This is a genomic window from Thermus amyloliquefaciens, assembly GCF_000744885.1.
GTDB lineage: Bacteria > Deinococcota > Deinococci > Deinococcales > Thermaceae > Thermus > Thermus amyloliquefaciens.
Genome location: NZ_JQMV01000003.1, coordinates 1,027,971 through 1,051,328, shown reverse-complemented (window position 1 = coordinate 1,051,328; position 23,358 = coordinate 1,027,971). Strand labels below are relative to the sequence as shown.

Sequence of the window (23,358 nt, the reverse complement as noted above, 5' to 3'; positions counted from 1 at the left end):
GTGGGCCATTATAGGCCCGTGGCATAATGGCGGGGTATGGGACGGATCCTTAGGGGCTTGGCGGGGGAGGGCCACCTGCGGGTGGTGGCGGCGGAGACGGGGGATGTGGTGGAGGAGGCCCGCAGGCGGCATGGCCTTTCCCCCACGGCCACCGCCGCCTTGGGCCGGGCCATGACCGGGGCCCTCCTCCTGGCCCAGCTTCTCCTCAAGACCCCCAAGGAGCGCCTCACCCTGCGCCTCGAGGGGACCGGGCCCCTGGGGGGGCTGGTGGTGGAGGCGGACGCCCAAGGCCACGTGCGGGGCTACGTGCAAAACTCCCGGGCGGAGGTCCCCCTACGCCCCGACGGGAAGCTCAACGTGGGCGAGCTGGTGGGCGCCGGGGTCTTGCGGGTGGACCGGAGCCTCCCGAATGGGGAGATCTACACCAGCACGGTGCCCCTGGTCTCCGGGGAGATCGCCGAGGACCTGGCCCATTACCTTTGGCAGTCGGAGCAGATCCCCTCCGCCGTCCTCCTAGGGGTGCGGGTGAAGGGGGAAGGGGAGGTGGACGTGGCGGGGGGCGTGGCGGTGCAGGTGATGCCCGAGGCCCCGGAGGAGGTGCTGAAGCGCCTGGAGGACAACCTTTCGGGCCTCACGGGCCTCACGCCCCTCCTCAAGGAAAGGGGCTTGGAGGGAGCCCTGGAGGTGCTCCTGGCGGGGCTTGGGTTTGAGCGCACGGACCTCCGGGCCCTGGGCTACCCCCTGAACGAGATCCCCGCCCGCTTCCGCTGCCGGTGCAACCGGGAGAAGGCCCTGGAGGCCCTGGTCTTCTTCACCCCCGAGGAGCGGGAGGACATGATCGTGAAGGAGGGGGGAGCGGAGGTGGTCTGCCACTGGTGTGGGGAGGTTTACCGCTTCTCCCCGGAGGAGATCCGCTCTTTGGTGGCGGAGGTGCGCTGCCCCGACTGCGGCACCCTTTGGCTTTACCCTAGGGCGGACGGCACCCTTTTCCGCATTGAGGGGAATACCTGCCGCTGTGGGCGCAAGGTGGAGATCCCCTCGGAAGGGCGGGCCCAAGCTTGATAAGCTGAGGCCATGTTCAAGACCATCCTCCTGGCCTATGACGGTTCGGACCACGCCAAGCGGGCGGCGGATGTGGCCAAGGCGGAGGCTTTGGCCCACGGGGCCAGGCTGGTGGTGGTGCATGTCTACGAGCCCGTCCCCGATTACCTGGGGGAGCCCTTCTTCCAGGAGGCCCTGAAACGGCGCTTGGAGCGGGCGGAGAAGGTGCTGGCGGAGGCCAGGGAGCGGACGGGGATCCCCCAGGAGGATGCCCTGCTCCTCGAGGGCCGCCCTGCGGAGGCCATCCTGGAAGCGGCCTTGGGGGAAAGGGCAGACCTGATCGTTATGGGCACGCGGGGCCTTGGGGCCGTGGGAAGCCTCTTTTTGGGGAGCCAAAGCCAGAAGGTGGTGGCGGAGGCTCCTTGCCCCGTGCTCTTGGTGCGTTAGGACGTCTGCCCGGCTTCCCGAGAACGGCCTAAGCGCAGGCGCGCCTCTCCACCTGCACCTGGGTGGCCGATGCCCTCAAGGCCCTCGAGCCTCTTGCTGGAAAGATTTCTGGTGGCCCAGGAAAGGGTAAACTGGGGGGTATGAACTACGAAACCCTGGCGGTGCGTGCGGGGCTACCTGAGGATCCCCATGGGGCGGTGGGGCTTCCCATCTACGCGGTGGCCGCCTATGGCTTTAGGAGCCTGGAGGAAGGGGCGGAGCGCTTCGCTAGTGGGGAGGGCTACGTCTACGCAAGGCAGAAGGACCCCACCGGCAGGGCCTTGGAGGAGAGGCTAAGCGCCTTGGAGGGGGCCATGGAGGCCCTGGTCTTCGCCTCCGGCCAGGCGGCCACCTTTGCCGCCCTCATGGCCCTCCTCCGCCCAGGGGATGAGGTGGTGGCGGCCAAGGGGCTTTTCGGCCAGACCATCGGCCTTTTCCAGCAGGTCCTGGTTCCCATGGGCATAAGGGTGCGTTACCTAGAGCCCGAGCCCGACCGGGTGCGGGAGGCCCTCACGGAGAAGACCCGGGTCCTCTTCGTGGAGACCATGGCCAACCCCGCCCTGGTGGTGCCGGACCTGGAGGGCCTGGCCGCCCTGGCGGAGGAGAAGGGGGTGGCCCTGGTGGTGGACAACACCTTTGGCGCCGCCGGGGCCCTGGCCAAACCCCTGGCGTGGGGGGCCCATGTGGTGGTGGAAAGCCTCACCAAATGGGCAAGCGGCCACGGCTCCGTCCTAGGGGGTGCGGTCCTGGTACGGGATAGCGGCATCTGGCAAAACTACCCCCAGTTCCTGGAGAGGGACGCCAAGGGCCAGGTGCCCTGGGAGGCCCTTGGGCCCAGGTGCTACCCGGAGAGGGTCCGCACCCTGGGGCTTTCCCTTATGGGCATGGCCTTATCCCCCTTTAACGCCTACCTCCTCTTCCAGGGCCTGGAGACCGTGGCCCTTAGGGTGAAGCGCATGAGCGAGACGGCGCTTCGCCTGGCCGAGGCTTTGAGGGACCACCCCAAGGTGCAGCGCCTCCGCTACCCCGGCTTGCCCCAGGACCCCGCCTACCCCATGGCCCGGAAGTACCTGGCCTCGGGGGGGCCCATGCTCACCCTGGACCTGGGAAGCCAGGAGGCGGCGGGCCGCTTCCTTAGGGCCATCCCCTTGCCCAAGGCCGCCAACCTGGGGGACGCCCGCACCCTTCTGGTCCATCCCTGGACCACCACCCATAGCCGCCTTTCGGAGGAGGGGCGGCGGCAGGCGGGGGTCACGCCCGGCCTGGTGCGGGTCTCCGTGGGCCTCGAGGATCCGGAGGACCTCCTGGCCTGGTTCCGGGAGGCCCTGGAGGCGGTTTAGGGGGGGAAGGATTTCCCTAGCCGCTTACATCGTGAATGTAGTAACAAAAGGGCCCCGCAACCGCAGGGTCCCCTGAGGTTAGCCACGAGGCACGGGGTCTTGTCCCAGACGGGTGGCTAGGGAATAAGGGGCATCCCCAAGGCTTTTCTGGGACTCCTGGGGTGCTTAGACCACCCAACGCCCCTGCCGCATGAGGGGTACCCGGGTGCCATCCTGGTGGAGGCCGTCCACATCCACCTCCTCGGAGCCGATCATCCAGTCGATGTGCACCAGGCTCTCGTTGCCCCCGCGGCTACGGAAGGCTTCCCCCGTGGGGCGGCCTTCCAGGTTCTCCGCATAGGCCTGGCCGAAGGCGATGTGGCTGGCGGCGTTTTCGTCAAAGAGGGTGTCAAAGAAGACCAGGCCCGTCTTGGCGATGGGGTTATCCGCGGCCACCAGGGCCACCTCCCCTAGGCGTCGGGCCCCCTCATCGGTGGAGAGGACCCTGAGAAGGACCTCCTCCCCCTTTTCCGCCCCCACCTCCACCGCATACCCCCCTTCAAACCGGGCCCAGATGCCCTCCACCAGCTGGCCACCCAGGGCCAGGGGGCGGCTTGCCCGCACGATCCCCTCCACCCGCTCCCGATGGGGGGCGGTGAAGACCTCCTCCGTGGGCAGGTTGGGGTTGCAAAGAAGCCCCTTCTTGGTGGGGGTGGCCCCGCCCTGCCACAGGTGGCCCTCCGCCAGGCCCACCCTGAGGTCCGTGCCCGGCCCCCGGAAGTGCAGGGCGGCGAAGCGCTGGGCGTTCAGGAAGGCCACCTTTTCGTGAAGGCTTCGGTTATGGGCCTCCCAGGCGGCCACGGGGTCGGGGGTATCCACCCGGGTGGCCTGGAAGATGGCCTGCCAGAGCCTGGCCACCGCCTCCTCCTCGGGAAGGTCCGGGAAGACCGCCCGGGCCCAGCCGGGGTGGGCGAAGGGGACGATGGTCCAGTTGGAGACGAACTCGGTGATGGCCTCCAGGGCGGGTTTGTAGGCCCGGCTCTGCGCCTGCTGGGCCCGGCCTATGCGTTCTGGGGGGAGGCCCTCCAGGGCCTTGGGGTCGTTGCCGGAAACCGCGAGCCGAGCGGCCCCCTCCCGGAAGGCCTTGGCCATGCCCTCGTAGAGCCAGGCCGGGGCCTTGTCCAGGCCTTCCTCGGGCGCCAGGGAAAGCCGCTTGCGGGCTATCGCGTTGTCCCCATAGATGACCGTGAAGAGGCTGGCCCCGTGCCCATAGGCTTTTTCCGCTAGAAGGCGGACAAAGTCCACGGCCTCGATGGGGGCGGTGGCGATGACCTCCTGCCCCTTCTCCAGGTTCAGCCCCACGCGGATGGCCAGGTCGGCCAGCTTCTCCAGGTTTTCCTGAAACGCGCTCACGCCCTAAAGTCTTCCCTCCGGAAGGCCTTCCGTCAAGGCCGGGGGCAGGTTTTGGGCCGGCCGAGCAGGAGGGCAAGGCCCGCAAGCAGCAGGAAAAAGGGCCTGTAGCCCTCCAAAAGGAAGGCCGCCACCAGGAAGACCGCAGCCAGGAGGTACCGCATGGACATGCCTCCAGGGTACACCAGGGGGACATTCTTCACCCCAGGGGGCGCTATGGTGAGAGGGAGGTGAACCGTATGCGTCCCATCACCGTGGACGGCAACGAGGCGGTGGCCCGGGTGGCCTACCGCTTGAGCGAGGTGATCGCCATCTACCCCATCACCCCCTCCAGCCCCATGGCGGAGCTTTGCGACGAGTGGGCAGCCAAGGGGGAGCCCAACCTGTTGGGGCTGGTGCCCCGGGTGGTGGAGATGCAGTCCGAGGGTGGGGCGGCCGGGGCCCTCCACGGAGCCCTCCAGCAAGGGGTTTTGGCCACCACCTTCACCGCCAGCCAAGGCCTCCTCCTCATGATCCCCGACATGTACAAGATCGCCGGCCAGGCGCTGCCTGGGGTCATCCACGTGGCCGCCCGGGCCCTGGCCACCCATGCCCTCTCCATCTTTGGAGACCACCAGGACCTCTATGCGGTCAGGCCCACCGGTTGGGCCATCTTGGTCTCGGACTCCGTCCAGGCGGCCCAGGACCTGGCGGCCATCGCCCACCTCACCGCCCTGAAGGCAAGCCTCCCGGTGCTTCACGCCATGGACGGCTTCCGCACCTCCCACGAGGTGCAGAAGATCCTGCCCCTTTCCGACCGGGAGCTTAAGGCCCTCTTCCCCTTCGGGGCCCTCGAGGCCTACCGCCGGCGCGCCCTCACCCCTGAGGCCCCGGCCATCCGCGGCACCGCGCAAAACCCCGACCACTACTTCCAAAACCGGGAGGCCATCAACCCCTATTACCTGCGCCTGCCCCAGGTGGTGGCCGAAACCATGGAGCACTTTGCCCAGGTAACCGGACGCCGCTACGCCCCTTACGAGTACGTGGGCCACCCGGAGGCCGAGCGGGTGGTGGTGGTCATGGGCTCGGCCTCCTTGGCGGTGGAGGAGGCGGTGGAGCACCTCCTGAGGCGGGGGGAGAGGGTGGGGATGGTGCGGGTCAGGCTCTACCGTCCCTTCCATGCGGAGGCCTTGCTCAAGGCCTTCCCAGAGACGGTGAGGAAAGTGGCCGTCCTGGACCGGGGCAAGGAGCCCGGGGCTGTGGGAGAGCCCCTCTTCCAGGAGGTGGCGGCGGCCTTTGCCCTTCGGGGAGGCCCGGTGCCCCTTTTGGTGGGCGGGCGCTACGGGCTTTCCTCCAAGGAGTTCACCCCGGCCATGGCCCTTGGGGTTTTCCAGGAGCTCAGCAAGGATCGCCCCCGCCACGGCTTCACCGTGGGGATCGTGGACGATGTCACGGGCACAAGCCTTTCCTACCCCGAGGTGGACTTTGAGGACCCGGCCTCGGTGCGGGCGGTCTTCTTCGCCCTGGGGGCCGACGGGACCGTGAGCGCCAACAAGAACACCATCAAGATCATCGGGGAGGAGACCCCCCTTTACGCCCAGGGGTACTTCGTCTACGACTCCAAGAAGTCGGGCTCCCGCACGGTGAGCCACCTGCGCTTTGGCCCCAACCCCTTAAATAAGCCCTACCTGGTGCAGAAGGCGAACTTCGTGGGCATCCACCAATGGAGCTTCTTGGAGCGCCTTCCCATGCTGGGGGTGGCGGAGGAGGGGGCCACGGTCCTCATCAATAGTCCCTACCCCAAGGAGGAGGTCTGGGACCGCCTGCCCCGGCCCGTGCAGGAGGAGATTCTCAAGAAGAACCTCAAGGTCTATGTGGTCAACGCTTACGAACTGGCCAGGCGGGTGGGCCTGCCCGGGCGCATCAACACCATCATGCAGGCGGCCTTCTTCAAGCTCTCTGGGGTGCTCCCCGAGGAGGAGGCCAAGGCCCGCATCAAGAAGGGCATAGAAAAAAGCTACGGCAAGCGGGGGAAGACGGTGTTGGAGCGGAACTTCCAGGCGGTGGAGCTGGGCTTCCAGGCGGTGGAGCCCCTCCCTGTGCCCGGGAGGGTTACCTCGGAAAAGGACCTGGTGCCGCCCATGGTGGGCCACCCCCCTGCCTTCGTGCGGGAGGTGCTGGGGCCCATCGCCCTGGGCCTGGGGGACGCCTTGCCGGTTTCCGCCTTTCCCCCGGATGGCACCTACCCCACGGGGACGGCCCGGTACGAGAAGCGGGGCATTGCCGAGTTCATCCCCACCTGGGACCCCCAGGTGTGCGTGCAGTGCGGCAAGTGCGTCTTAGTCTGCCCCCATGCGGTGATCCGCGCCAAGGTGGTGCCGGAGGCGGCCTTGGCCGAGGCCCCCGAGGGTTTTCCCCACCGCAAGGCCATGTGGAAGGAGCTTGCCGGCGAGTTTGTCTTGGCCATCAGCCCAGACGACTGCACGGGGTGCTCCCTTTGCGTGGAGGTCTGCCCCGCCAAGGACAAGCAAAACCCCAGCCGCAAGGCGCTCAACATGGCCCCGCGCCTCGAGGTGCGGGAGGCCATGAACCGCCACTGGGATTTCTTCCTCTCGCTACCCGAAACCCCGAGGGCGGGGCTTAAGCTGCATGCGGTCAAGGACGTGCAGCTTCTGGAGCCCCTCTTTGAGTTCCCGGGCGCCTGCGCGGGGTGTGGGGAAACGCCTTACCTGAGGCTCCTCTCCCAGCTCTTCGGGGACCGCCTCATCGTGGCCAACGCCACCGGGTGTAGCTCCATCTACGGGGGGAACCTTCCCACCACCCCTTGGAGCAAAAACCGGGAGGGCCGGGGCCCGGCCTGGGCCAACTCCCTCTTTGAGGACAACGCGGAGTTTGGCCTGGGGATGCGCCTGGCCTTGGACAAAAAGGCGGAGTATGCCCGGGAGCTGGTGAGGGACTTCCGGCAGGTCCTGGGTGAGGAGCTGGTGGAGAGGCTACTGGCGCAAGCGGGCCTCGAGGGGGTGGAGGCCAGGCGCCAGGATGTGGCGATGCTTCGGGAAAAGCTGAGGGGCCTGGACGATCCTAAGGCCAAGGACCTCTTGGCGGTGGCGGAGGCCCTGATCCCCCATTCCGTGTGGATTGTGGGCGGGGATGGCTGGGCCTACGACATCGGTTACGGGGGGCTGGACCACGTGCTGGCCAGCGGGGCCAACGTGAAGGTCCTGGTTCTGGACACCGAGGTCTACTCCAACACCGGGGGGCAGGCCTCCAAGGCCACGGGGCTAGGGGCGGTGGCCAAGTTCGCTGCGGCGGGCAAGCCCACCCCCAAGAAGGACCTGGCCTTCATGGCCATGAGCTATGGGCACGTGTACGTGGCCCAGATCGCCATGGGGGCAAGCGATGCCCACACCCTGCGGGCCTTTTTGGAGGCCGAGGCCCACCGGGGTCCGGCCCTCCTCATCGCCTACAGCCACTGCATCGCCCACGGCATCGACATGGCCAAGGGCATGGAGCACCAGCGGCTGGCGGAGCGCACGGGGTACTGGCCCCTCTTCCGCTACATTCCGGGCCAAGGCCTCATCCTGGATTCCAAACCCCCCACGCTGCCGCTTAGGGAATACCTCTTTGCGGAAAACCGCTACCGGCTCCTCCTCCAGACCCACCCCGAGGGGGCCGAGGCCTTCTTAAGGCTGGCGGAGGAGGCGGTGCGGGAAAGGTGGGAAAGGCTCTCCCGCATGGCCCAAAGGGAAAGCGTGCCCAGCTAGGGGATGGGCCTTCCCGTTAGGAAAGGAGGAGCTATGGACCTCAGCACCACCTACCTGGGTTTGAAGTTGGAGCACCCCTTGGTGGCTTCGGCCTCGCCCCTCACGGAGAGGCTGGACGGGTTCCTCCGCCTGGAGGATGGGGGTGCGGCGGCCATCGTGATGCATTCCCTCTTTGAGGAGCAGGTGACCCTCGAGGAGGAAATGCTGGACCATTACCTCCACTACGGCCACGAGAGCTACGCCGAGGCCCTTTCCTACTTTCCCCGGGCCCACGAGTACCGCCTCACCCCCGAGCGCCACCTGGATCTCCTCGCCCGGGCCAAGGAGCGGGTGGCCATCCCCATCATCGCCAGCCTGAACGGCATCAGCCGGGGGGGATGGGTGGAGTACGCCAGGCTCCTGGAGGAGGCCGGCGCGGACGCCATTGAGCTCAACCTCTACTACATCCCCACGGACCCCAACCTCTCCGGGGCGGAGGTGGAGGCCATGTGCCTGGACACCATCCGCGCCGTGGTGGAAAGCGTGCGGGTCCCGGTGGCGGTGAAGGTGGGGCACGCCTTCACCGCCTTCGCCCACTTTGCCAAGAGGGTGGAGGCCACGGGGGCCCGGGCCCTGGTCCTTTTCAACCGCTTCTACCAGCCCGACTTGGACCTGGAAACCCTTTCCGTGGTGCCCACCTTAAGCCTTTCCCGTCCCTACGAGGCCCTTTTGCGCATCCACTGGATCGCCCTCCTCTACGGGAGGGTTGGCCTGGAGCTGGCCTTGACGGGGGGCGTGCACTCGGGGAAGGAGGCGGTGAAGGGGCTTTTGGCCGGGGCCCAGGTGGTGATGATGACCTCGGCCGTCTTGGAAAAGGGGCCCGGGCACTTTCGCACCGTGCTGGAGGAGCTCAAGGCCTTTATGGAGGAAAAGGAATACGGGAGCGTGGAGGAGATGCGGGGGGTGATGAGCTACCTGAAGGTGGCGGAACCCGCTGCCCTGGAAAGGGCCAACTACCTTAAGGTTCTGGGCTCGTATCGCCTTCTTCCCTAAGGGCGTACAAGCCCTTTCCCAAGGCCACCACCGGGCTTCTGGACCAGCGGGCCAGGGCGGAAAGCGGATCTTGGCGATCTTCTCCGGTTCCTTCACCTCGGCCCAGAGCCCCGATTCCTTGAGGCGGCGGCCCACCTCGGTGTAGTGGAGGGGCCGGCCCTCCTGTTTCAGCATCTCCAGCACCGCCTTGCGGAACCGGTCCGGTGGGGGCATGGGTAGCCCCAGTATACCCGTATAGTGAGGGCATGAGGAACCAGGAGCTGGCCCGCCTCTTGGAGGAGATCGGGCTCATGAGCGAGTTTCTGGGGGACAACCCCTTCCGGGTGCGGGCCTATTACCAGGCGGCCCGAACCCTCCAAGACCTGGACACCCCCATTGAGGAGGTGGCCAAGGGGGGAAAGGAGGCCCTCATGGCCCTTCCCGGCATCGGGCCGGACCTGGCGGAGAAGGTCTTGGAGTTCCTGAAGACGGGCAGGATCATTAAGCACGGGGAGCTGGCCGCCAAGGTCCCCCGGGGGATCCTGGAGGTGATGGCGGTGCCCGGGGTGGGGCCCAAGACCGCCCGGCAGCTTTATGACCAGCTGGGCATTGATTCCCTGGAAAAACTAAAGGAAGCCCTGGATCGGGGAGACCTGCTTCGCCTTAAGGGCTTTGGTCCCAAAAAGGCGGAAAGGATCCGGGAGGGGCTGGCCTTGGTGCAGGTGGCGGGTAAGCGCAGGCCCTTGGGGGCGGTGCTCTCCCTGGCGCGGAACCTCCTGGCCGCCATCCGCGCCCTGCCCGGGGTGGAGAGGGCGGAGCTGTGCGGGTCCGCCCGCAGGTACAAGGACACCGTGGGGGACCTGGACTACCTGGTGGCGAGCGCGAGGAGCGAGGAGGTGGTGAAGGCCTTCGTGAAGCTTCCCCATGTGAGGGAGGTTTACGCCCAGGGCAAGGAGCGGGCCACCGTGTTCCTTAAAAATGGCCTCCAGGTGGACCTCCGGGTGGTGCCGCCCGAGAGCTATGGGGCTGGGCTCCAGTACCTCACGGGGAGCAAGGAGCACTCCATCAAGCTCCGGGCCCTTGCCCAGGAGAAGGGGCTAAAGCTTTCCGAGTACGGGGTCTTCCGCGGGGAAAAGCGCCTGGCGGGGGAGACGGAGGAAGGGGTGTACGAGGCCTTGGGCCTGCCCTTCATCCCCCCACCCCTCCGGGAGGACCACGGGGAGGTGGAGGCGGCCCTCGAGGGGAGGTTGCCGAGGCTTCTGGAGCTTTCGGAGATCCAGGGGGATCTGCAGGTGCACTCCACCTACTCCGACGGGCAGAACAGCCTGGAGGAACTCTGGGAGGCGGCCAAGGCCTTGGGCTACCAGTACCTGGGGGTCACCGACCACTCCCCAGCGGTGCGGGTGGCGGGGGGGCCTTCCCCGGAGGAGGCCCTGAGGCGCATTGAGGCCATCCGCCGCTTCAACGAGAGCCACGGCCCCCCCTACCTCCTGGCGGGGGCGGAGGTGGACATCAGGCCCGACGGCTCCCTGGACTACCCCGACTGGGTGTTGCGGGAGCTGGATTTGGTCCTGGTGTCCATCCACTCCCAGTTCAAGCTCCCCAAGGCCGACCAGACCCGGCGCATCCTAAGGGCCCTGGAAAACCCCTTCGTCCACATCCTGGCCCACCCCACGGCCCGGCTCCTGGGTCGGCGGGCCCCCATCGAGGCCGACTGGGAGGCCATCTTGCGAAAGGCCAAGGAGAGGGGGGTGGCGGTGGAGATCGACGGCTACTACGACCGCATGGACCTCCCCGACGACCTGGCCCGGATGGGCTACGGGATGGGGCTTTGGATCAGCCTCTCCACCGACGCCCACCAGGTGGAGCACCTGCGCTTCATGGAGCTGGCGGTGGGCACGGCGCAAAGGGCCTGGATTGGACCCGAAAGGGTGCTGAACACCCTCTCCTACGAGGACCTCATGGCCCGGCTCAAAGCCCGGCGAGGGTTTTAGCCCTTAGCAAAACTTCCAGGAACATTTCCCGGGTGAGCCGCCCCGTCTGGGTGTTCTGCCGGGACACGTGGTAGCTGGCCAAAAGGTGCCGCCCTCCGGGCAAGGGGTAGTGGGCCCCGTGGAAGAAGGGATGGGCGCTCTTTTTCAGGCGGAAGTGGTCCAGGAGGGCCTCGAGGGCCACCCGGCCCAGGGCCAGGTAGACCCTGGCTTCCCGGAGGAGCCCAAGCTCCACCCGGGTCCAGGCGCCACAGGCCAGGAGCTCCTCCCGGGTGGGTTTGTTCTCCGGCGGGGCGCAGCGCACCGCGGCGGTGAGGTAGACGCCAAAGAGCCTGAGGTCGTCCCCAGGCTCACTGGTGGGCTTGCTGGCGAGCCCCGCCTCGTGGAGGAGGGGATAGAGGAAGGCCCCGGAGGCGTCCCCGGTGAAGGGGCGGCCCGTGCGGTTGGAACCGTGGGCCCCGGGGGCGAGGCCGAAGAGGACGAGCCGCGCCCCGGGGTCTCCGAAGCCGGGGACCGGCTTGGCCCAGTAGTCCCACTCCCGGTAGGCCCGGCGCCTCCTTTGCCCCACCTCCTCCCGCCAGGCCACCAGCCGGGGGCAGAGGCGGCAGGCGGTGAGCTCCTTATGGAAGGTATCCCAGGAGAAGGTGTCCATCGGCCTATAAGCATAACCCCCGCCCGAAGGCGGGGGTTATGGGGAGGCCATGAGGCCTACTCGCTACAGTGTCCGGGTCCGATCAGGCCCTCGTTGTACTGGCCCAGGAGGCCGGCGTTAGTTATTCCCTAGCTATTGCAACCCCCACGCATGGGGTTTAACCCCTGGAGCCTAAAGAGGGATGTTGTCGTGCTTCTTGAAGGGCCGCTCCTCCTTTTTGTTCCAGAGCATCCTTAGGTGCTGGTAGAGGAGGCGCCGGGTGTGGGCGGGGTCGATCACGTCGTCGATGTAGCCCCGGCCCGCCGCCACCCAAGGGTTGTCAAAGGCCCGGCGGTACTCCTCGATCTTGCGGCGGCGGGTCTCCTCGGGGTTGGGGGAGGATTGGATCTCCTTGCGGTAGATGATGTTGGCCGCCCCTTCGGCCCCCATCACCGCCACCGCCGCCGTGGGCCAGGCCAGGACCACGTCCGCCCCCATGTCCTTGGAGTTCATGGCCAGGTAGGCCCCCCCGTAGGCCTTGCGGGCGATGAGGGTGATCTTGGGCACCGTGGCCTCGGCGTAGGCGAAGAGCATCTTGGCCCCGTGGCGGATGATCCCCCCGTGCTCCTGGGCCACCCCGGGCAGGAAGCCGGTTACGTCCACCAGGGTGAGGATGGGGATGTTGAAGGCGTCCATGGTGCGGATGAACCGGGCGGCCTTGTCGGAGGCGTTGATGTCCAGGGCCCCGGCCATGAAGCGGGGGTTGTTGGCCACTACCCCCACGGGGTAACCGCCGAGCCGGCCTAAACCCACGATGATGTTCCGGGCGAAGCCGGGCTGGATCTCCAAGAATTCCCCGTCATCCAGGAGGGTTTTGATCACCTGGTGCATGTTGTAAGGCCGCTTGGCGTCCGGATGGACGATCTCCAGGAGCTCCGGGGTGGGGCGGTGGGGGTCGTCCTGGGGCTCCACCACCGGGGGCTTCTCCCGGCTGTTTTGGGGAAGGTAGGAAAGGAGCTTTTTGATGAGGTCCAGCACCTCCTGGTCGTTTTGGCCCTCCAGGTGGGCCACCCCGCTCCTTTCCATGTGCACGTCCGCCCCCCCCAGCTCCTCAAAGCTCACCTCCTCCCGGGTGACGCTCTTGATCACCTCGGGGCCGGTGATGAACATGTAGCTGGTGCCGCGGCTCATGAGGATGAAATCGGTCATGGCGGGGCTGTAGACGGCTCCCCCGGCGCAAGGCCCCAGAATGGCGGAGATCTGGGGCACCACCCCGGAGTAGATGGCGTTGCGGTAGAAGACCTCCCCGTAGCCGGAGAGGCTGTCCACCCCTTCCTGGATGCGGGCGCCGGCGGAGTCGTTGAGGCCGATGATGGGCGCGCCCACCTTGGCCGCCAGGTCCATGAGGCTGGCGATCTTGCGCCCGTGCATCTTGCCCAAGGACCCTCCCAAGACGGTGAAGTCCTGGCTGAAGACGAAGACCAGGCGGCCCCCGATGGTGCCGTAGCCGGTCACCACCCCGTCCGCCGGGGCCTCGAGGCCCTCCATGAGCCCGGTTTCCAGGTGCTCGGCGAAGGGCATGAGCTCCACGAAGCTTCCTGGGTCCAGGAGGTATTCTATTCGCTCGCGGGCGGTGAGCTTACCCTGCTGGTGCTGTTTGCGGATGCGCTCTTCACCCCCGCCAAGGAAGACCTTTTTTCGCCTTTCCTCCAGCTCGGCCAGTAGCTCGTCCAGGATGAGCTTGGCGTTATCGGCCATACTGGCTGCATGATATACTAAGAAGCCGGGTTTGCTGCCAAAGTACGGGGGCCCGGCAAGGGAGGTGCTAAGGATGAAGCGCTGGTTAGGCCTGGTCTTGTTGCTGGTGGCGGTTCTCCTTCTGGCCTGGGCTGGGTACCAGGGCTATGCCCGCCTCCTGGTCCTCGAGGGCCAGGTGGCCGCCTTGGAAACCCGGGTCCAGGCCCAGGAGGAGGTCCTCAAGGCCTTGGCGGAGCGGGTGGGCAAGCTGGAGGGTGAGGTCTTTAAGGCTCCGGCTCCCCCTCTTTCCCTGCCCGAGGTGCCCGCTACCCCTGGCGCCCCCACTTGGCCCTATGTGGTGGGCGTGGTGGTGGCCGCGGTCCTCCTTTTCTTCCTGTTGCAGCTTTTCAGGGGTAACCGGGAGAAGGGGGTTCAGGAGGTGTCCCAGGAGAACCCAGAGGTCTCCCGCATGGAAGACGAAGGGGCTCCCCCTCTTAGGTAAGCCAGGTAGGCCAAACCTTGGACGGGCAGGGATGTCCCTGCCCGTCCCTTTGGTGTGGCTTGGCCTAGTCCTTCAGTTTCTTCACCGCATGGATCAGGGCGGGAAGCACCTGGTGCACATCCCCCACGATGCCGTAGTCCGCATGCTTGAAGATGGGGGCCTCGGGGTCCTTGTTCACCGCCACGATGTACTTGCTCTTGTTCATCCCCGCCAGGTGCTGCACCGCCCCAGAAACCCCCAGGGCGATGTAGAGGGAGGGTTGCACGGTCTTTCCGGTCTGGCCCACCTGTTCGCTGTAGGGCCGCCAGCCGGCATCCACCACCGCCCGGGTGGCCCCCACGGCCCCGCCCAGGAGGGCGGCCAGCTCCTCCACCTTTTGGAAGGCCTCCGGACTCCCCAGGCCGCGGCCGCCCGTGACCACCACGTCCGCCTCGGTGAGGGAGACGCCCTTTTTCTCCTCCTGCACCCTCTCCAGCACCTCCACCGTGGCCACGGGGGGCAGGCTCAGGGCCACCACCTCGCCCTGAGCGCCCAGGGGTTCGGCCAAGGGGGTGGTGTTGGGCTTTACCGTGAGCACCACGGGGAGGGCGCTTCGCACCTTCTGCGTCACCCGGTTCAGGTAGGCGTAGCGGGTGGCGTAGACCTGGCCCCCTTCCGCCCAGGAGTCCAGGGTGTCCTCCAGTAGCCCCGCCTTCAAGGCGTAGGCCACCCGGCCCAAATAGGTGCGGCTTTGCCGGGAGGAGGGGGCCACGATGGCCTTCACCCCCGCCTTGGCGGCCTCCAGGATGCCCGCCGCCCACTTCTCCGCGGTGTAGGGGCCGAGCTCGGCCACGTAAAGGGTCTCCACGTGGCCTCGGGCCTCCTCCACAGGGGCTTGGCCCTCAGCCAAAAGCACCCCGGCAACCCGTTCCCCTAGGGCCTCCGCCAGCCTTCGGGCCCGGGTGAGGGCCTCGAGGCTCGCCTTCCTCAACCTGCTTCCATCGTGGTCCAAAACCACCAGGATCATGGTCGCCTCCTCAAATCACCTTGGCTTCCTCGTGCAAAAGCCGCACCAGCTCCTCGGCCGCGGCCACGGGATCCTTGCCATCCAGAACCTTCTGAAGCCGGGTTTTCTCCTGGATGCTCTCCTGCAGGATCTCCACCCGGCTTCCGCCGCCAAAGGGGACCTTTTTGATCTCCTTCTTCTTGGCCTTCATGATGCCGGGCAGGGTGGGGTAGCGGGGCTCGTTCAAGCCCTGTTGCGTGGTGAAGACCGCAGGAAGCCGCACCCGGACCCACTCGGCCCCCTCGTCCAGGTCGTGCTTGGCCTTGGCGGTTTCCCCTTCCAGCTCGAGGGCGGTGGTCCAGGCCACCACCGGGACGCCCAGGGCCTCCGCCAGGGCCCCGCCCAGGGCCTGGCTATCCCAGTCCGCCTGCTGCCCCCCCGTCAGGATAAGGGTGGGGGACTCCTCCTTCAGGATGGGGGCCAGGGCCTCGGCCACGGTCACGGGATCCGCATAGCCCTCGTAAACCACGTGGATGCCCCGATCCATCCCCATGGCCAAGGCGGTGCGGATGGCCTCCTCGGTGCGCTCCGGGCCGAAGCCCACCACCACTGCCTCCCCCCCGTGCTTCTCCTTGAGGCGAAGGGCCTCCTCCACCCCGTACTCGTCCATCTGGTCTAGGATCAGGGTGGCCCCGGAAAGGTCCACCCGGTCCCCTTGGATCCTAAGCCTGCTTTCCCCGTCCGGTACCTGCCTGATGACCGCTATGAACTTCATCCCCTACCTCCTATTCCGCCAGGATGTGCCTGGCGATGATGAGCCTCTGGATCTCGTTGGTGCCCTCGTAGATCTGGTTGAGCTTCACGTCCCGCAGCAGTTTCTCCACCGGGAACTCCCGCACGTAGCCATAACCCCCGTGGATCTGGATGGCCTGGTTGGCGGCCTCAAAGGCGATCTCCGAGGCGTAGGCCTTGGCGATGGCGCTGGCGTGGGCGTGGGGAAGGCCCTGGTCCGCCAGCCAGGCGGCGTAGTAGGTGTACATGCGGGCGGTTTCAATGCCGATGAGCATATCCGCCAGCTTGAACTGGATGGCCTGGAAGTTCGCGATGGGCTGGCCGAAGGCTTCCCGCTCCTTGGCGTACTTCTTGGCCTCGTCCAGGGCCCGCCGGGCCACCCCCACGCTGCCCGCCGCCACGGGGATGCGGGTTTTGTTAAGGGTGTTCATGGCGATCTTGAACCCCTCGCCCTCCTCCCCGAGGCGGTTTTCCACGGGCACCTTCACGTTCTCAAACACCAGCTCATAGGTCCCCGAGGCCCTTTGCCCCATCTTTCCGTGGATCTTCACGGCGCTAAAGCCCGGGGTGCCCTTCTCCACCACCAGGGCCACCACCCCCTTGTGGCGGAGCTCGGGGTTCAGGGTGGCGAAGACCACCACCCATTCCGCCTCCCCGCCGTTGGAGATCCACATCTTCGTGCCGTTCAGCAGGTAATGGTCCCCTTGGCGCACCGCCCGGGTCTTGAGGGCGGCGGCGTCGGAGCCGTTGCCGGGCTCGCTGAGGGCAAAGGCCGCCAGGGCGGGCTTGTGCGTGAGGGGGGTAAGGAAGCGGCGCTTTTGTTCCTCGGTCCCCGCCAGGAGCACGGGGGTGATGCCCAGGTCGCTGGCCATGGGGATGGTGTAGATACCCATGCAGGCGTAGGCCAGCTCCTCCCCCACGATGACCTCGTCCAGCATTTTGAGGCCCATCCCCCCGTATTCCTCGGGGATGATGGCGTTCAGGAGGCCTACCTCGTGGAGTTTTTCAATGATGGGCCAGGGCACCTCTTCCTTCTCGTCGTATTCCTGGGCCACGGGCAGGATCACCTCTTTGGCGAACCGCCGGGCCAGGGCCTGGAGCTGGCGTTGTTCCTCGGTGAGGCTGAAGTCTATGGGCATGGCTTTCCTCCCCCTAGGGGCCAGGGGCCCTACTCTTTGACCCAGTCTAAGATTTTGCCTAACCCCTTGCAACCCCGCTCCCCATGCTACCATTGGAAGCAGATGCGATCTGTGGGTCAGTGGGAGATTCTTGGGCGATTCCAGCGGGCGCTGCTAAAGGATTTGGAGCCCATTCAGATTTTGCGCAACCTCCTGGAGGTGGCCACGGAGGAAGGGGTGGAACGGGCGGCCCTGTTCCTCTACCACAAGGGCACCCGGGAACTGGTGGGGGAGGTGGCCTCGGGCCGAGGGCGGCACTACACGGTTTCCTCCATCGCCCTGCCCCTCCACGCCAGGGGGCCTGTGCAGGAGGCTTTTTTCGCCGAGGGCCCCGTAAAGGTGGGGGAGGAGTGGCTGTTGCCCGTGGTGGGGGAGGAGACCTCGTACTGCTGGGCGGACCCCGAATCCCGGTGCACGGAGCGCCCCCGGGCGAGCCGGGAAACCCGGGCCCTGGTCTGCCCCAGTTGCCCCCGGTTTGCCCCTAAGGGGGTGCTCAGCCTGGAAGGGGTTCCCCAGGCCCTAAGGCCCCTTCTTCCCCTTCTCGCCCAGCTCACCGCCCTGGCCCTGAAAAACGGCGAGCTTTGGGCGGAGCGCAACCGGGCCTTTGCCCAGCTGTTCCGCCACGTGGAGGCGCTTTCCCACGTGACCGCCCTGGCCAGGGAGGTGGGGCGGGTCCTCGAGCCCAATGCGGTGCTGGAAACCCTGGCCCGCTCCCTCTCGGAGCGGTTTGGCTTTTTCCGGGTGACGGTGGCCTTGATCAAGGGGGAGGGCTCGGGTCGCCTTGGTGCCTACCTGGAGGGGTACCTGACCCTCAAGGGGGAAGCCCTTTACTGGACGGAAGGGCGTAGCCGCATCCACCTTCCCCTCGGGGCCTCCTCCGATCCCTTGGCCCGGGCGGTGCGGGAGGGAAGGACCCTCTTGGTGGATAGGCACCAGCTTCCTCCCCACGTGGCCCCGGAGGTGGGGGCCCGGGTGGCCTTCGTGCCCATCCTGGCGGAGGGTGAGCCCTTGGGGGCGGTGGCCGTGGACCACGGGCCCGGGGGGCCCGCGGTGAGCGAGGAGGAGGTGCGCTATGTGGAGCTCCTTGCGGGGGTGGCAGGGGTGGCCCTCAGGAACTCCCAGCTTTACCGGGAAAAGACGCAGCTCTCCCTGGCCCTGGCCGCGGAAAGGAAGCGGCTTTCGGAGATTTTGGAGGAGCTTCCCGATGGGGTGGTGGTGCTCTTTGGGGAGCAGGGTTACGCCAACAGCCGGGCGCGGGAGGCCTTGGGTCTGAGGCGGGAGATGGCCCTGGAGGACCTGCCCGCAAGCCTGGGGCCTGCCCTGGAAGGGGGGCGGGTGGAGGTTAGCCTGGGCGGGGCCACCTACAGCGTCCGGGGCAAACAGGTGGAGGGGATGCGCATCCTGGTCCTCCACGACATCACCGAGCGCACCCGCATGGAGCGGGCCCTCCGGGACCAGGTGGCCTTCACCCAGGCCCTGGTGGACCTGGCCCAGGAGGCCCTGCGGGAGCGGGACCTCGCCGCCTTGGGCCGCGGGGTGGTGGAGCGCCTGAGGGGCCTCTTTGCCGCGGATGAGGGGCTCTTTTTCCTCGAGGTGGAGGGGGTGCCCAGGGTGCTCTACGCCACCTGCCCCCTTCCCGAGGGCCCCCCTCAGCCCAACCTTCTGCGGAGGGCCCTGGACCGGGTGGCGGTTGGGCAGGAGGGAGGGTTTGCCCCCTTGGGGGCCGAAACCCTCGGCCCGGAGGACTGCGCCCTGGCCGAGGCCCTGGGGCTCAAAAGCGCCCTGGTGGTGCCCTTTGGGGCAGGGGAGGCGCGGGGTGCGGTGCTGGTGGGCTACCGGAAGGAGCGGCGCTTTTCCGAAAGGCTTCTTGCCCGGCTGGCCCAGGTGGGGACCCTCTTGGCCCTCTCGGTGCAGAAGGCCCGCTTCCTGGAGCTTCTGGAGCTGGAGGAGGAGCGCCTCAAGGCTCTTTTGGAGCATTCCCAGGATGTCATCTACGTTCTTGACGGGGAGGGGATGATCCGCTTTGTGAGCGCCAGCGTACGCCACGTGCTGGGCTACGATCCCGAGGGGTATAAGCGGGCAAGGGTTAACGGTCTGGAGTTCGTCCATCCCGATGACCGCCCCGTGGCGGAGGCCTTATTCCGGGAGCTTCTTTCCTCCCCCTCGGAGGTGCGCACGGGCGAGTTTCGCGTCCTCCATGCGGACGGCACCCCCATCCCCATGGAGGCCTGGGGGCAAAACCTCCTGGAGGACCCCCGGGTGCGGGGGGTGGTGGTGGACCTTCACGACCTCAGGCCCCGGTTGGAGGCGGAGCGGCTTAAGGGGGAGTTCATCGCCGCGGTGAGCCATGAGCTCAGGACCCCTCTGGCGGTGATCATGGGCCTGGCGGAGCTCCTGCGGGAGGAGGGCCTTTCCGAAACCGCCCGGGAATCCGTGGACCTGATCCTAGAGAGTTCCTTTCGCCTCAAGACCATGGTGGACAACCTCCTGGACACCAGCCGCCTCGAGGCGGGGCGGTTTGAGGTTTCCAAAAGGCCGGTCAACCTGAAGCCCCTCTTGCTGGACCTGGCCCGAAGCTTCCAGGGGGTGGCCCGGCTTTCCGGGGTGGCTTTTGAGGTGGAGGTGGCGGACCTGCCCCTTCTGGAAGCCGACCCTGACCGCGTGCTCCAGGTGGTGGGGAATCTGCTCTCCAATGCCTTCAAGTTCACCCCGCCAGGGGGAAGGGTACGCCTTCGGGCCTGGGAGGAGGCGGGAAGCGTGAGGGTGGAGGTGGAGGACACCGGCCCGGGCATTCCCAAGGAGGAGCTTCCCAGGCTTTTCCAGCGCTACGCCAGGGCCAAGAACGCCAGCGCCCGGGGGGTGTCGGGCACGGGGCTTGGCCTTTTCATCTCCAAGCACATCGTGGAGGCCCACGGGGGCCGGATTGAGGTGGAAAGCGAGGAGGGGAAGGGAAGCCTCTTTAGGGTTATCCTGCCTGTGTATGGCCCGCATCCTTCTGGTTGAGGACGAGCCCTTGGTGGCCCACCTGGTGCGCCGGATCCTGGAGCGGGCGGGGCACCAGGTGGACTGGGCCGCTTCCGGCCAGGCGGCCTTGGAGAGGCTATCCGAGCCCTACGACCTTTTGGTGTGCGATCTGGTGATGCCGGGGGTTTCGGGCCTGGAGGTGATCCAAAAGGTACGGGCGCTTGGCCTTTCCAGCCCCATTCTGGCCCTTTCCGCCAGCGTTTCCGAAAGAAGCCGGCAGGAGGCCTTGGAGGCGGGGGCGCAGGCCTTTTTGGGCAAGCCCTTTGAGTCCCAGGCGCTTCTGGCCCAGGTGGAGGCGCTTTTAGCGGCGAGGGGTTAAGCCTTGCGCATGCCCTTTCCCGGCCACCCCCTCCTGTATACTGGTCCACCGAAAGGAGGCAGGGATGAGGCGGCGGCAGTTCCTTCTAAAGGCAGGGGTGGGCCTGGCGGCAAGCCTTTCCTTTAGGGCCTTCGCCCAGGCCACCCCCCAGGTGCGCTGGCGGCTTGTCTCCAGCTACCCCAGGAGCCTGGATACCCTCTACGGGGGCGCCGAGGACCTGGCCAAGCGGGTGGCGGAGCTCACCGGGGAGCGCTTTCAGATCCGGGTCTACCAGGCGGGGGAGATCGTGCCCGGGGGCCAGGTGCTGGATGCGGTCCAGCAGGGGACCGTGGAGGCGGGCCACACCTACGGCCCCTTCTACGTGGGAAAGAACCCGACCCTGGCCTTTGACGGGGGCGTGCCCTTCGGCATGACCTACCGGCAACACAACGCCTGGATGCGCCATGGCGGGGGCTTGGAGCTCCTGCGCCAGGTCTATGCCGACTTTGGCGTGCTCCAGTTCCCCGGGGGCAACACCGGGGCCCAGATGGGGGGATGGTTCCGCAAGGAGATCCGGACCTTGGCCGACCTCAAGGGCCTGCGCATGCGCATTCCTGGCCTTGGCGGCCTGGTGATAGGGCGGCTTGGGGTGGTGCCCCAGACCCTGGCCGCGGGGGACATCTACCCGGCCCTGGAGCGGGGCACCATAGACGCCACCGAGTTTTCCGGCCCCTATGACGACGAGAAGCTGGGCTTTTACAAGGTGGCCCGCTACTACTACTACCCCTCCTTCTGGGAGCCCAGCGCCCAGCTCTCCTTCCTGGTTTCCCAAAGGGAGTGGCAACGGCTTCCCAAGGAGTTCCAGGAGGCCTTCCAGGTGGCGGCCGCGGAGGTCAACCTCACCATGATGGCCAAGTACGACGCCCAGAACCCCCCGGCCCTGAACCGCCTCCTCAAGGCGGGGGTGCGCCTGCGCCGCTGGCCCGCGGAGATCATGAAGAAGGCCCTCGAGGAGGCCCGGGCCCTCTACGAGGAGCAGGCAGCCAAGGACGCCACCTACCGCAAGGTGTACGCCGCCTACTGGGCCTTCCGCAACGAGCAGTACCGCTGGTTCTCCGTGGCGGAGCTGGGCTACGAAAGCTTCGCCTTCCCCACCGTCTAGGGGGCTTGTCAGTCCAGTTTCTCCAGGCGTACCGCCGCCACCTTGTACTCGGGGATGCGGCTTATGGGGTCCAGGGCGTCTTGGGTGAGGCGGTTGGCGGGGGCCTCGGCGAAGTGGAAGGGGGCGTAGACCACCCCTTCGGGGGTGCGGTCCGTGACCCAGGCCCGGGCCCGGATCCGGCCCCGGCGGCTCACCACCTGGATGGGCTCCCCGTCCCCGATCCCTAACCTTTGGGCGTCCTTCGGGTTCACCTCCACCTTGAGCTCCGGGTAGGCCTCCTGGAGCCGGCTGTTGCGGCTTAGGGTGCCCCCGTGCCAGTGGTAGAGCACCCGGCCGGTGGAGAGGACCAGGGGGTACTCCTCCGAGGGGGTTTCCGCCGGCGGGGTGAAGTGGACTGGGATAAAGCGGGCCTTCCCCGAGGGGGTGTTGAAGCGCTGGCGGAAAAGCACCGCCTCGCCGGGGTGGTCCTCCTGGGGGCAGGGCCAACGCACGCCTTGCTCCTCCAGGCGCCGATAGGTGATCCCGCCCATCATTTCCGGAACCGCCCGGCGGATCTCCTCCCAGATGGCCTCGGGGCCCGGGTGGAGGGTCCAGGGGCGGCCCAGGGCCTGGGCCAGGCGTTTTCCCAGTTCCCGGGTGATCCACCAGTCGGGACGGGCCTCGCCTGGGGGGTCCAGGATTTTTCGCACCCGCTGGACCCGGCGGTCGGTGTTGGTGAAGGTGCCGTCCTTTTCCAGGAAGCTGGCCGCGGGCAGGACCACGTGGGCGAAGGGGGTGGTCTCGTTTTCCAGGATGTCCTGGACGATGAGGAAGGGAAGGGCTTCCAGCTTGGCCTTCAGGTGGTCCTGGTAAGGCTCGCTGGTCACCGGGTCCTCCCCGATGAGGTAGAGGGCTTCCACCTCGGGGATGGCGGCAAACACCTCGGTCATGCGCAGGCCGGGCTCGGGGTTTAGGCTCACCCCCCAGAGGGCTTCAAAGCGCCGCCTGGCCGTTACATCCGACACCTTCAGGTACCCCGGGAAGACGTCGGGCAGGCCCCCCATGTCCCCCGCCCCCTGCACGTTGTTCTGGCCCCGCAAGGGGTTTAGGCCCGCCCCTTCCCGGCCCACCTTGCCCGTGAGGAGGGCCAGGTTCACCAGGGCCTGGACGGTGGCCGTTCCCTTGGTGTGCTGGGTGAGGCCCATGGCCCAGTAGGCCCCAGCCCTTTCCGTGGTGGCGTAGAGCCTCGCGGCCAGGGCGATCTTCTCCTTTTCCACCCCCGTGAGGCGCTCGGCCTCCTCGAGGGTATAGGGGTCCAGGGAGGCCTGCCACTCGGCAAAGCCCTCCGTGCGCTCCTTGACGTATTCCTGGTCCCAAAGGCCCTCCTCCAGGATGTACCGGGCCATGGCGTTGAAGAGGAAGAGGTCCGTGCCTGGGCGGGGGCGGAGCCAAAGGGTGGCCGCCTCGGCCATGCCCGTGTACCGGGGGTCCACCACGAGGAGCCTTGCCCCCTGCCGGACCCTTTTCTTGATCATGGCCCCGATCACCGGGTGGGTTTCCGTGGTGTTGGAGCCCACCACCAGGAAGAGATCGGTTTTCCAGATGTCCTCTATGGGGTTGGTCATGCTGGCCCCGCCCAGGGAGCGGGAAAGGGCGGCGGTGGAGGAGGAGTGGCAGAGGCGGGAGCAGTGGTCCACGTGGTTGGTCCCAAGAAGGGCCCGGGCCAGCTTCTGGGCCAGGTAGACCTCCTCGTTGGTGGTCTTGGCGGAGGGGAAGACGGCCAGGGCCTTGGGACCCTTTCGCTGGAGGACTTCCAGAAGCTTTCGGGCCGCATGGTCCAGGGCTTCCTCCCAGCTCACCCGGCGGAAGGGCTCTTGGCGGCTTTCCCGCACCATGGGGTAGAGGAGGCGCTTTTTGGAGAAGGGGAAGTCCAGGCCAAAGCGGCCCTTCACGCAGAGGGCCCCGTGGTTGGGGGGGATCTCGGCGCCCCGCACCTCCACGATGCGGCCCTCCCTCAGCCTGGGTTCCACCTGGCAGCCCACGCCGCAATAGGGACAGGTGGTGCGCAC

General features: G+C 67.2%; 18 protein-coding genes and 1 pseudogene. 10 read left to right on the top strand and 9 right to left on the bottom strand.

The annotated features are described in order from the left end of the window. The first annotated feature begins 36 nt into the window (after nucleotides 1-36). The 3 genes from hslO (at nucleotide 37) to BS74_RS05730 (ending at nucleotide 2,867) form a co-directional block, all read left to right on the top strand. The gene (gene hslO / locus BS74_RS05740; RefSeq protein ID WP_038056856.1) at nucleotides 37-1,062 is read left to right on the top strand and encodes an Hsp33 family molecular chaperone HslO; all 1,026 of its coding nucleotides are present in this window, start codon (nucleotides 37-39) and stop codon (nucleotides 1,060-1,062) included. Nucleotides 1,063-1,074: 12 nt separating this feature from the next. Continuing rightward, a complete protein-coding gene (locus BS74_RS05735; protein ID WP_038056854.1) occupies nucleotides 1,075-1,488 on the top strand; it encodes a universal stress protein in 414 nt (137 codons plus the stop codon). A gap of 140 nt (nucleotides 1,489-1,628) precedes the next feature. Further along, nucleotides 1,629-2,867: an O-acetylhomoserine aminocarboxypropyltransferase/cysteine synthase family protein gene (locus BS74_RS05730; protein ID WP_038056853.1), complete on the top strand. Its 1,239-nt coding sequence runs from the start codon at nucleotides 1,629-1,631 to the stop codon at nucleotides 2,865-2,867. A 165-nt stretch (nucleotides 2,868-3,032) separates the two neighbouring features. On the opposite strand, the gene BS74_RS05725 is transcribed toward BS74_RS05730, so the two are convergent. Both BS74_RS05725 and BS74_RS12975 read right to left on the bottom strand, forming a co-directional pair. Further along, nucleotides 3,033-4,259: an aminopeptidase gene (locus tag BS74_RS05725; protein WP_038056852.1), complete on the bottom strand. Its 1,227-nt coding sequence runs from the start codon at nucleotides 4,257-4,259 to the stop codon at nucleotides 3,033-3,035. Nucleotides 4,260-4,291: 32 nt separating this feature from the next. Beyond that, on the bottom strand, nucleotides 4,292-4,420 hold the full coding sequence (locus BS74_RS12975) for a hypothetical protein (RefSeq protein ID WP_281173182.1): 129 nt from the start codon (nucleotides 4,418-4,420) through the stop codon (nucleotides 4,292-4,294). 75 nt (nucleotides 4,421-4,495) lie between these two features. On the opposite strand from BS74_RS12975, the gene nifJ reads away from it, so the two are divergent. Continuing rightward, a complete protein-coding gene (nifJ, locus tag BS74_RS05720) occupies nucleotides 4,496-7,999 on the top strand; it encodes a pyruvate:ferredoxin (flavodoxin) oxidoreductase (RefSeq protein WP_038056851.1) in 3,504 nt (1,167 codons plus the stop codon). 33 nt (nucleotides 8,000-8,032) lie between these two features. Then, nucleotides 8,033-9,031 carry a dihydroorotate dehydrogenase-like protein gene (locus BS74_RS05715; RefSeq protein ID WP_038056850.1) on the top strand — a complete coding sequence of 333 codons (999 nt, stop codon included), beginning with the start codon at nucleotides 8,033-8,035 and terminating at the stop codon, nucleotides 9,029-9,031. Here BS74_RS05715 and BS74_RS13130 read toward each other — a convergent pair. Further along, nucleotides 8,997-9,244, bottom strand: a pseudogene (locus BS74_RS13130) (hypothetical protein). The gene BS74_RS05715 and the pseudogene BS74_RS13130 sit on opposite strands and share 35 nt — an antisense overlap. A 32-nt stretch (nucleotides 9,245-9,276) precedes the next feature. On the opposite strand from BS74_RS13130, the gene polX reads away from it, so the two are divergent. Further along, entirely contained in the window at nucleotides 9,277-11,004 is a 1,728-nt protein-coding gene (gene polX / locus BS74_RS05710) for a DNA polymerase/3'-5' exonuclease PolX (protein WP_038056847.1), read from the top strand. Here polX and BS74_RS05705 read toward each other — a convergent pair. Continuing rightward, nucleotides 10,982-11,653 (bottom strand): type-5 uracil-DNA glycosylase, encoded by a 672-nt coding sequence (locus BS74_RS05705; RefSeq protein ID WP_038056845.1) that lies wholly within the window; start codon nucleotides 11,651-11,653, stop codon nucleotides 10,982-10,984. The genes polX and BS74_RS05705 overlap by 23 nt on opposite strands. A 171-nt stretch (nucleotides 11,654-11,824) precedes the next feature. Beyond that, on the bottom strand, nucleotides 11,825-13,390 hold the full coding sequence (locus BS74_RS05700) for an acyl-CoA carboxylase subunit beta (RefSeq protein WP_038056842.1): 1,566 nt from the start codon (nucleotides 13,388-13,390) through the stop codon (nucleotides 11,825-11,827). A gap of 73 nt (nucleotides 13,391-13,463) precedes the next feature. On the opposite strand from BS74_RS05700, the gene BS74_RS05695 reads away from it, so the two are divergent. Next, nucleotides 13,464-13,871, top strand: coding sequence for a hypothetical protein (locus BS74_RS05695; RefSeq protein WP_038058922.1), 408 nt, complete (start codon nucleotides 13,464-13,466; stop codon nucleotides 13,869-13,871). Between the two features lie 64 nt (nucleotides 13,872-13,935). On the opposite strand, the gene BS74_RS05690 is transcribed toward BS74_RS05695, so the two are convergent. Genes BS74_RS05690 through BS74_RS05680 form a run of 3 tightly spaced genes read right to left on the bottom strand, consistent with a single transcriptional unit; the run spans nucleotide 13,936 to nucleotide 16,787 of the window. Beyond that, the gene (locus BS74_RS05690) at nucleotides 13,936-14,877 is read right to left on the bottom strand and encodes an electron transfer flavoprotein subunit alpha/FixB family protein (protein WP_038056840.1); all 942 of its coding nucleotides are present in this window, start codon (nucleotides 14,875-14,877) and stop codon (nucleotides 13,936-13,938) included. 10 nt (nucleotides 14,878-14,887) lie between these two features. Further along, nucleotides 14,888-15,631, bottom strand: coding sequence for an electron transfer flavoprotein subunit beta/FixA family protein (locus BS74_RS05685; protein ID WP_038056837.1), 744 nt, complete (start codon nucleotides 15,629-15,631; stop codon nucleotides 14,888-14,890). A gap of 10 nt (nucleotides 15,632-15,641) precedes the next feature. After that, nucleotides 15,642-16,787, bottom strand: coding sequence for an acyl-CoA dehydrogenase family protein (locus BS74_RS05680; RefSeq protein ID WP_038056835.1), 1,146 nt, complete (start codon nucleotides 16,785-16,787; stop codon nucleotides 15,642-15,644). A gap of 102 nt (nucleotides 16,788-16,889) precedes the next feature. Between BS74_RS05680 and BS74_RS05675 the strand changes: the two genes are divergently transcribed. From BS74_RS05675 to BS74_RS05665, 3 genes are all read left to right on the top strand, one after another. After that, nucleotides 16,890-19,829 (top strand): ATP-binding protein, encoded by a 2,940-nt coding sequence (locus BS74_RS05675; protein WP_038056833.1) that lies wholly within the window; start codon nucleotides 16,890-16,892, stop codon nucleotides 19,827-19,829. After that, a complete protein-coding gene (locus tag BS74_RS05670; protein ID WP_038056831.1) occupies nucleotides 19,807-20,169 on the top strand; it encodes a response regulator transcription factor in 363 nt (120 codons plus the stop codon). The genes BS74_RS05675 and BS74_RS05670 overlap by 23 nt, the downstream gene beginning before the upstream one ends. 64 nt (nucleotides 20,170-20,233) lie before the next feature. Next, complete coding sequence (locus BS74_RS05665; protein ID WP_038056827.1) at nucleotides 20,234-21,310, top strand: TRAP transporter substrate-binding protein; 1,077 nt, start codon at nucleotides 20,234-20,236, stop codon at nucleotides 21,308-21,310. Nucleotides 21,311-21,318: 8 nt separating this feature from the next. On the opposite strand, the gene fdhF is transcribed toward BS74_RS05665, so the two are convergent. Then, nucleotides 21,319-23,358, bottom strand: a complete 2,040-nt coding sequence (gene fdhF, locus BS74_RS05660) for a formate dehydrogenase subunit alpha (RefSeq protein WP_038056825.1) — start codon at nucleotides 23,356-23,358, stop codon at nucleotides 21,319-21,321.

Coding starts and splice junctions, on each gene's coding strand:
- BS74_RS05665 (WP_038056827.1), top strand. CDS start 20,234: ATGAGGCGGCGGCAGTTCCTTCTAAAGGCAGGGGTGGGCCTGGCGGCA.
- BS74_RS05735 (WP_038056854.1), top strand. CDS start 1,075: ATGTTCAAGACCATCCTCCTGGCCTATGACGGTTCGGACCACGCCAAG.
- BS74_RS05685 (WP_038056837.1), bottom strand. CDS start 15,631: ATGAAGTTCATAGCGGTCATCAGGCAGGTACCGGACGGGGAAAGCAGG.
- BS74_RS05670 (WP_038056831.1), top strand. CDS start 19,807: ATGGCCCGCATCCTTCTGGTTGAGGACGAGCCCTTGGTGGCCCACCTG.
- BS74_RS05705 (WP_038056845.1), bottom strand. CDS start 11,653: ATGGACACCTTCTCCTGGGATACCTTCCATAAGGAGCTCACCGCCTGC.
- BS74_RS05680 (WP_038056835.1), bottom strand. CDS start 16,787: ATGCCCATAGACTTCAGCCTCACCGAGGAACAACGCCAGCTCCAGGCC.
- BS74_RS05730 (WP_038056853.1), top strand. CDS start 1,629: ATGAACTACGAAACCCTGGCGGTGCGTGCGGGGCTACCTGAGGATCCC.
- BS74_RS05690 (WP_038056840.1), bottom strand. CDS start 14,877: ATGATCCTGGTGGTTTTGGACCACGATGGAAGCAGGTTGAGGAAGGCG.
- hslO (WP_038056856.1), top strand. CDS start 37: ATGGGACGGATCCTTAGGGGCTTGGCGGGGGAGGGCCACCTGCGGGTG.
- BS74_RS05695 (WP_038058922.1), top strand. CDS start 13,464: ATGAAGCGCTGGTTAGGCCTGGTCTTGTTGCTGGTGGCGGTTCTCCTT.
- BS74_RS12975 (WP_281173182.1), bottom strand. CDS start 4,420: ATGCGGTACCTCCTGGCTGCGGTCTTCCTGGTGGCGGCCTTCCTTTTG.
- BS74_RS05700 (WP_038056842.1), bottom strand. CDS start 13,390: ATGGCCGATAACGCCAAGCTCATCCTGGACGAGCTACTGGCCGAGCTG.
- BS74_RS05715 (WP_038056850.1), top strand. CDS start 8,033: ATGGACCTCAGCACCACCTACCTGGGTTTGAAGTTGGAGCACCCCTTG.
- polX (WP_038056847.1), top strand. CDS start 9,277: ATGAGGAACCAGGAGCTGGCCCGCCTCTTGGAGGAGATCGGGCTCATG.
- nifJ (WP_038056851.1), top strand. CDS start 4,496: ATGCGTCCCATCACCGTGGACGGCAACGAGGCGGTGGCCCGGGTGGCC.
- BS74_RS05675 (WP_038056833.1), top strand. CDS start 16,890: ATGCGATCTGTGGGTCAGTGGGAGATTCTTGGGCGATTCCAGCGGGCG.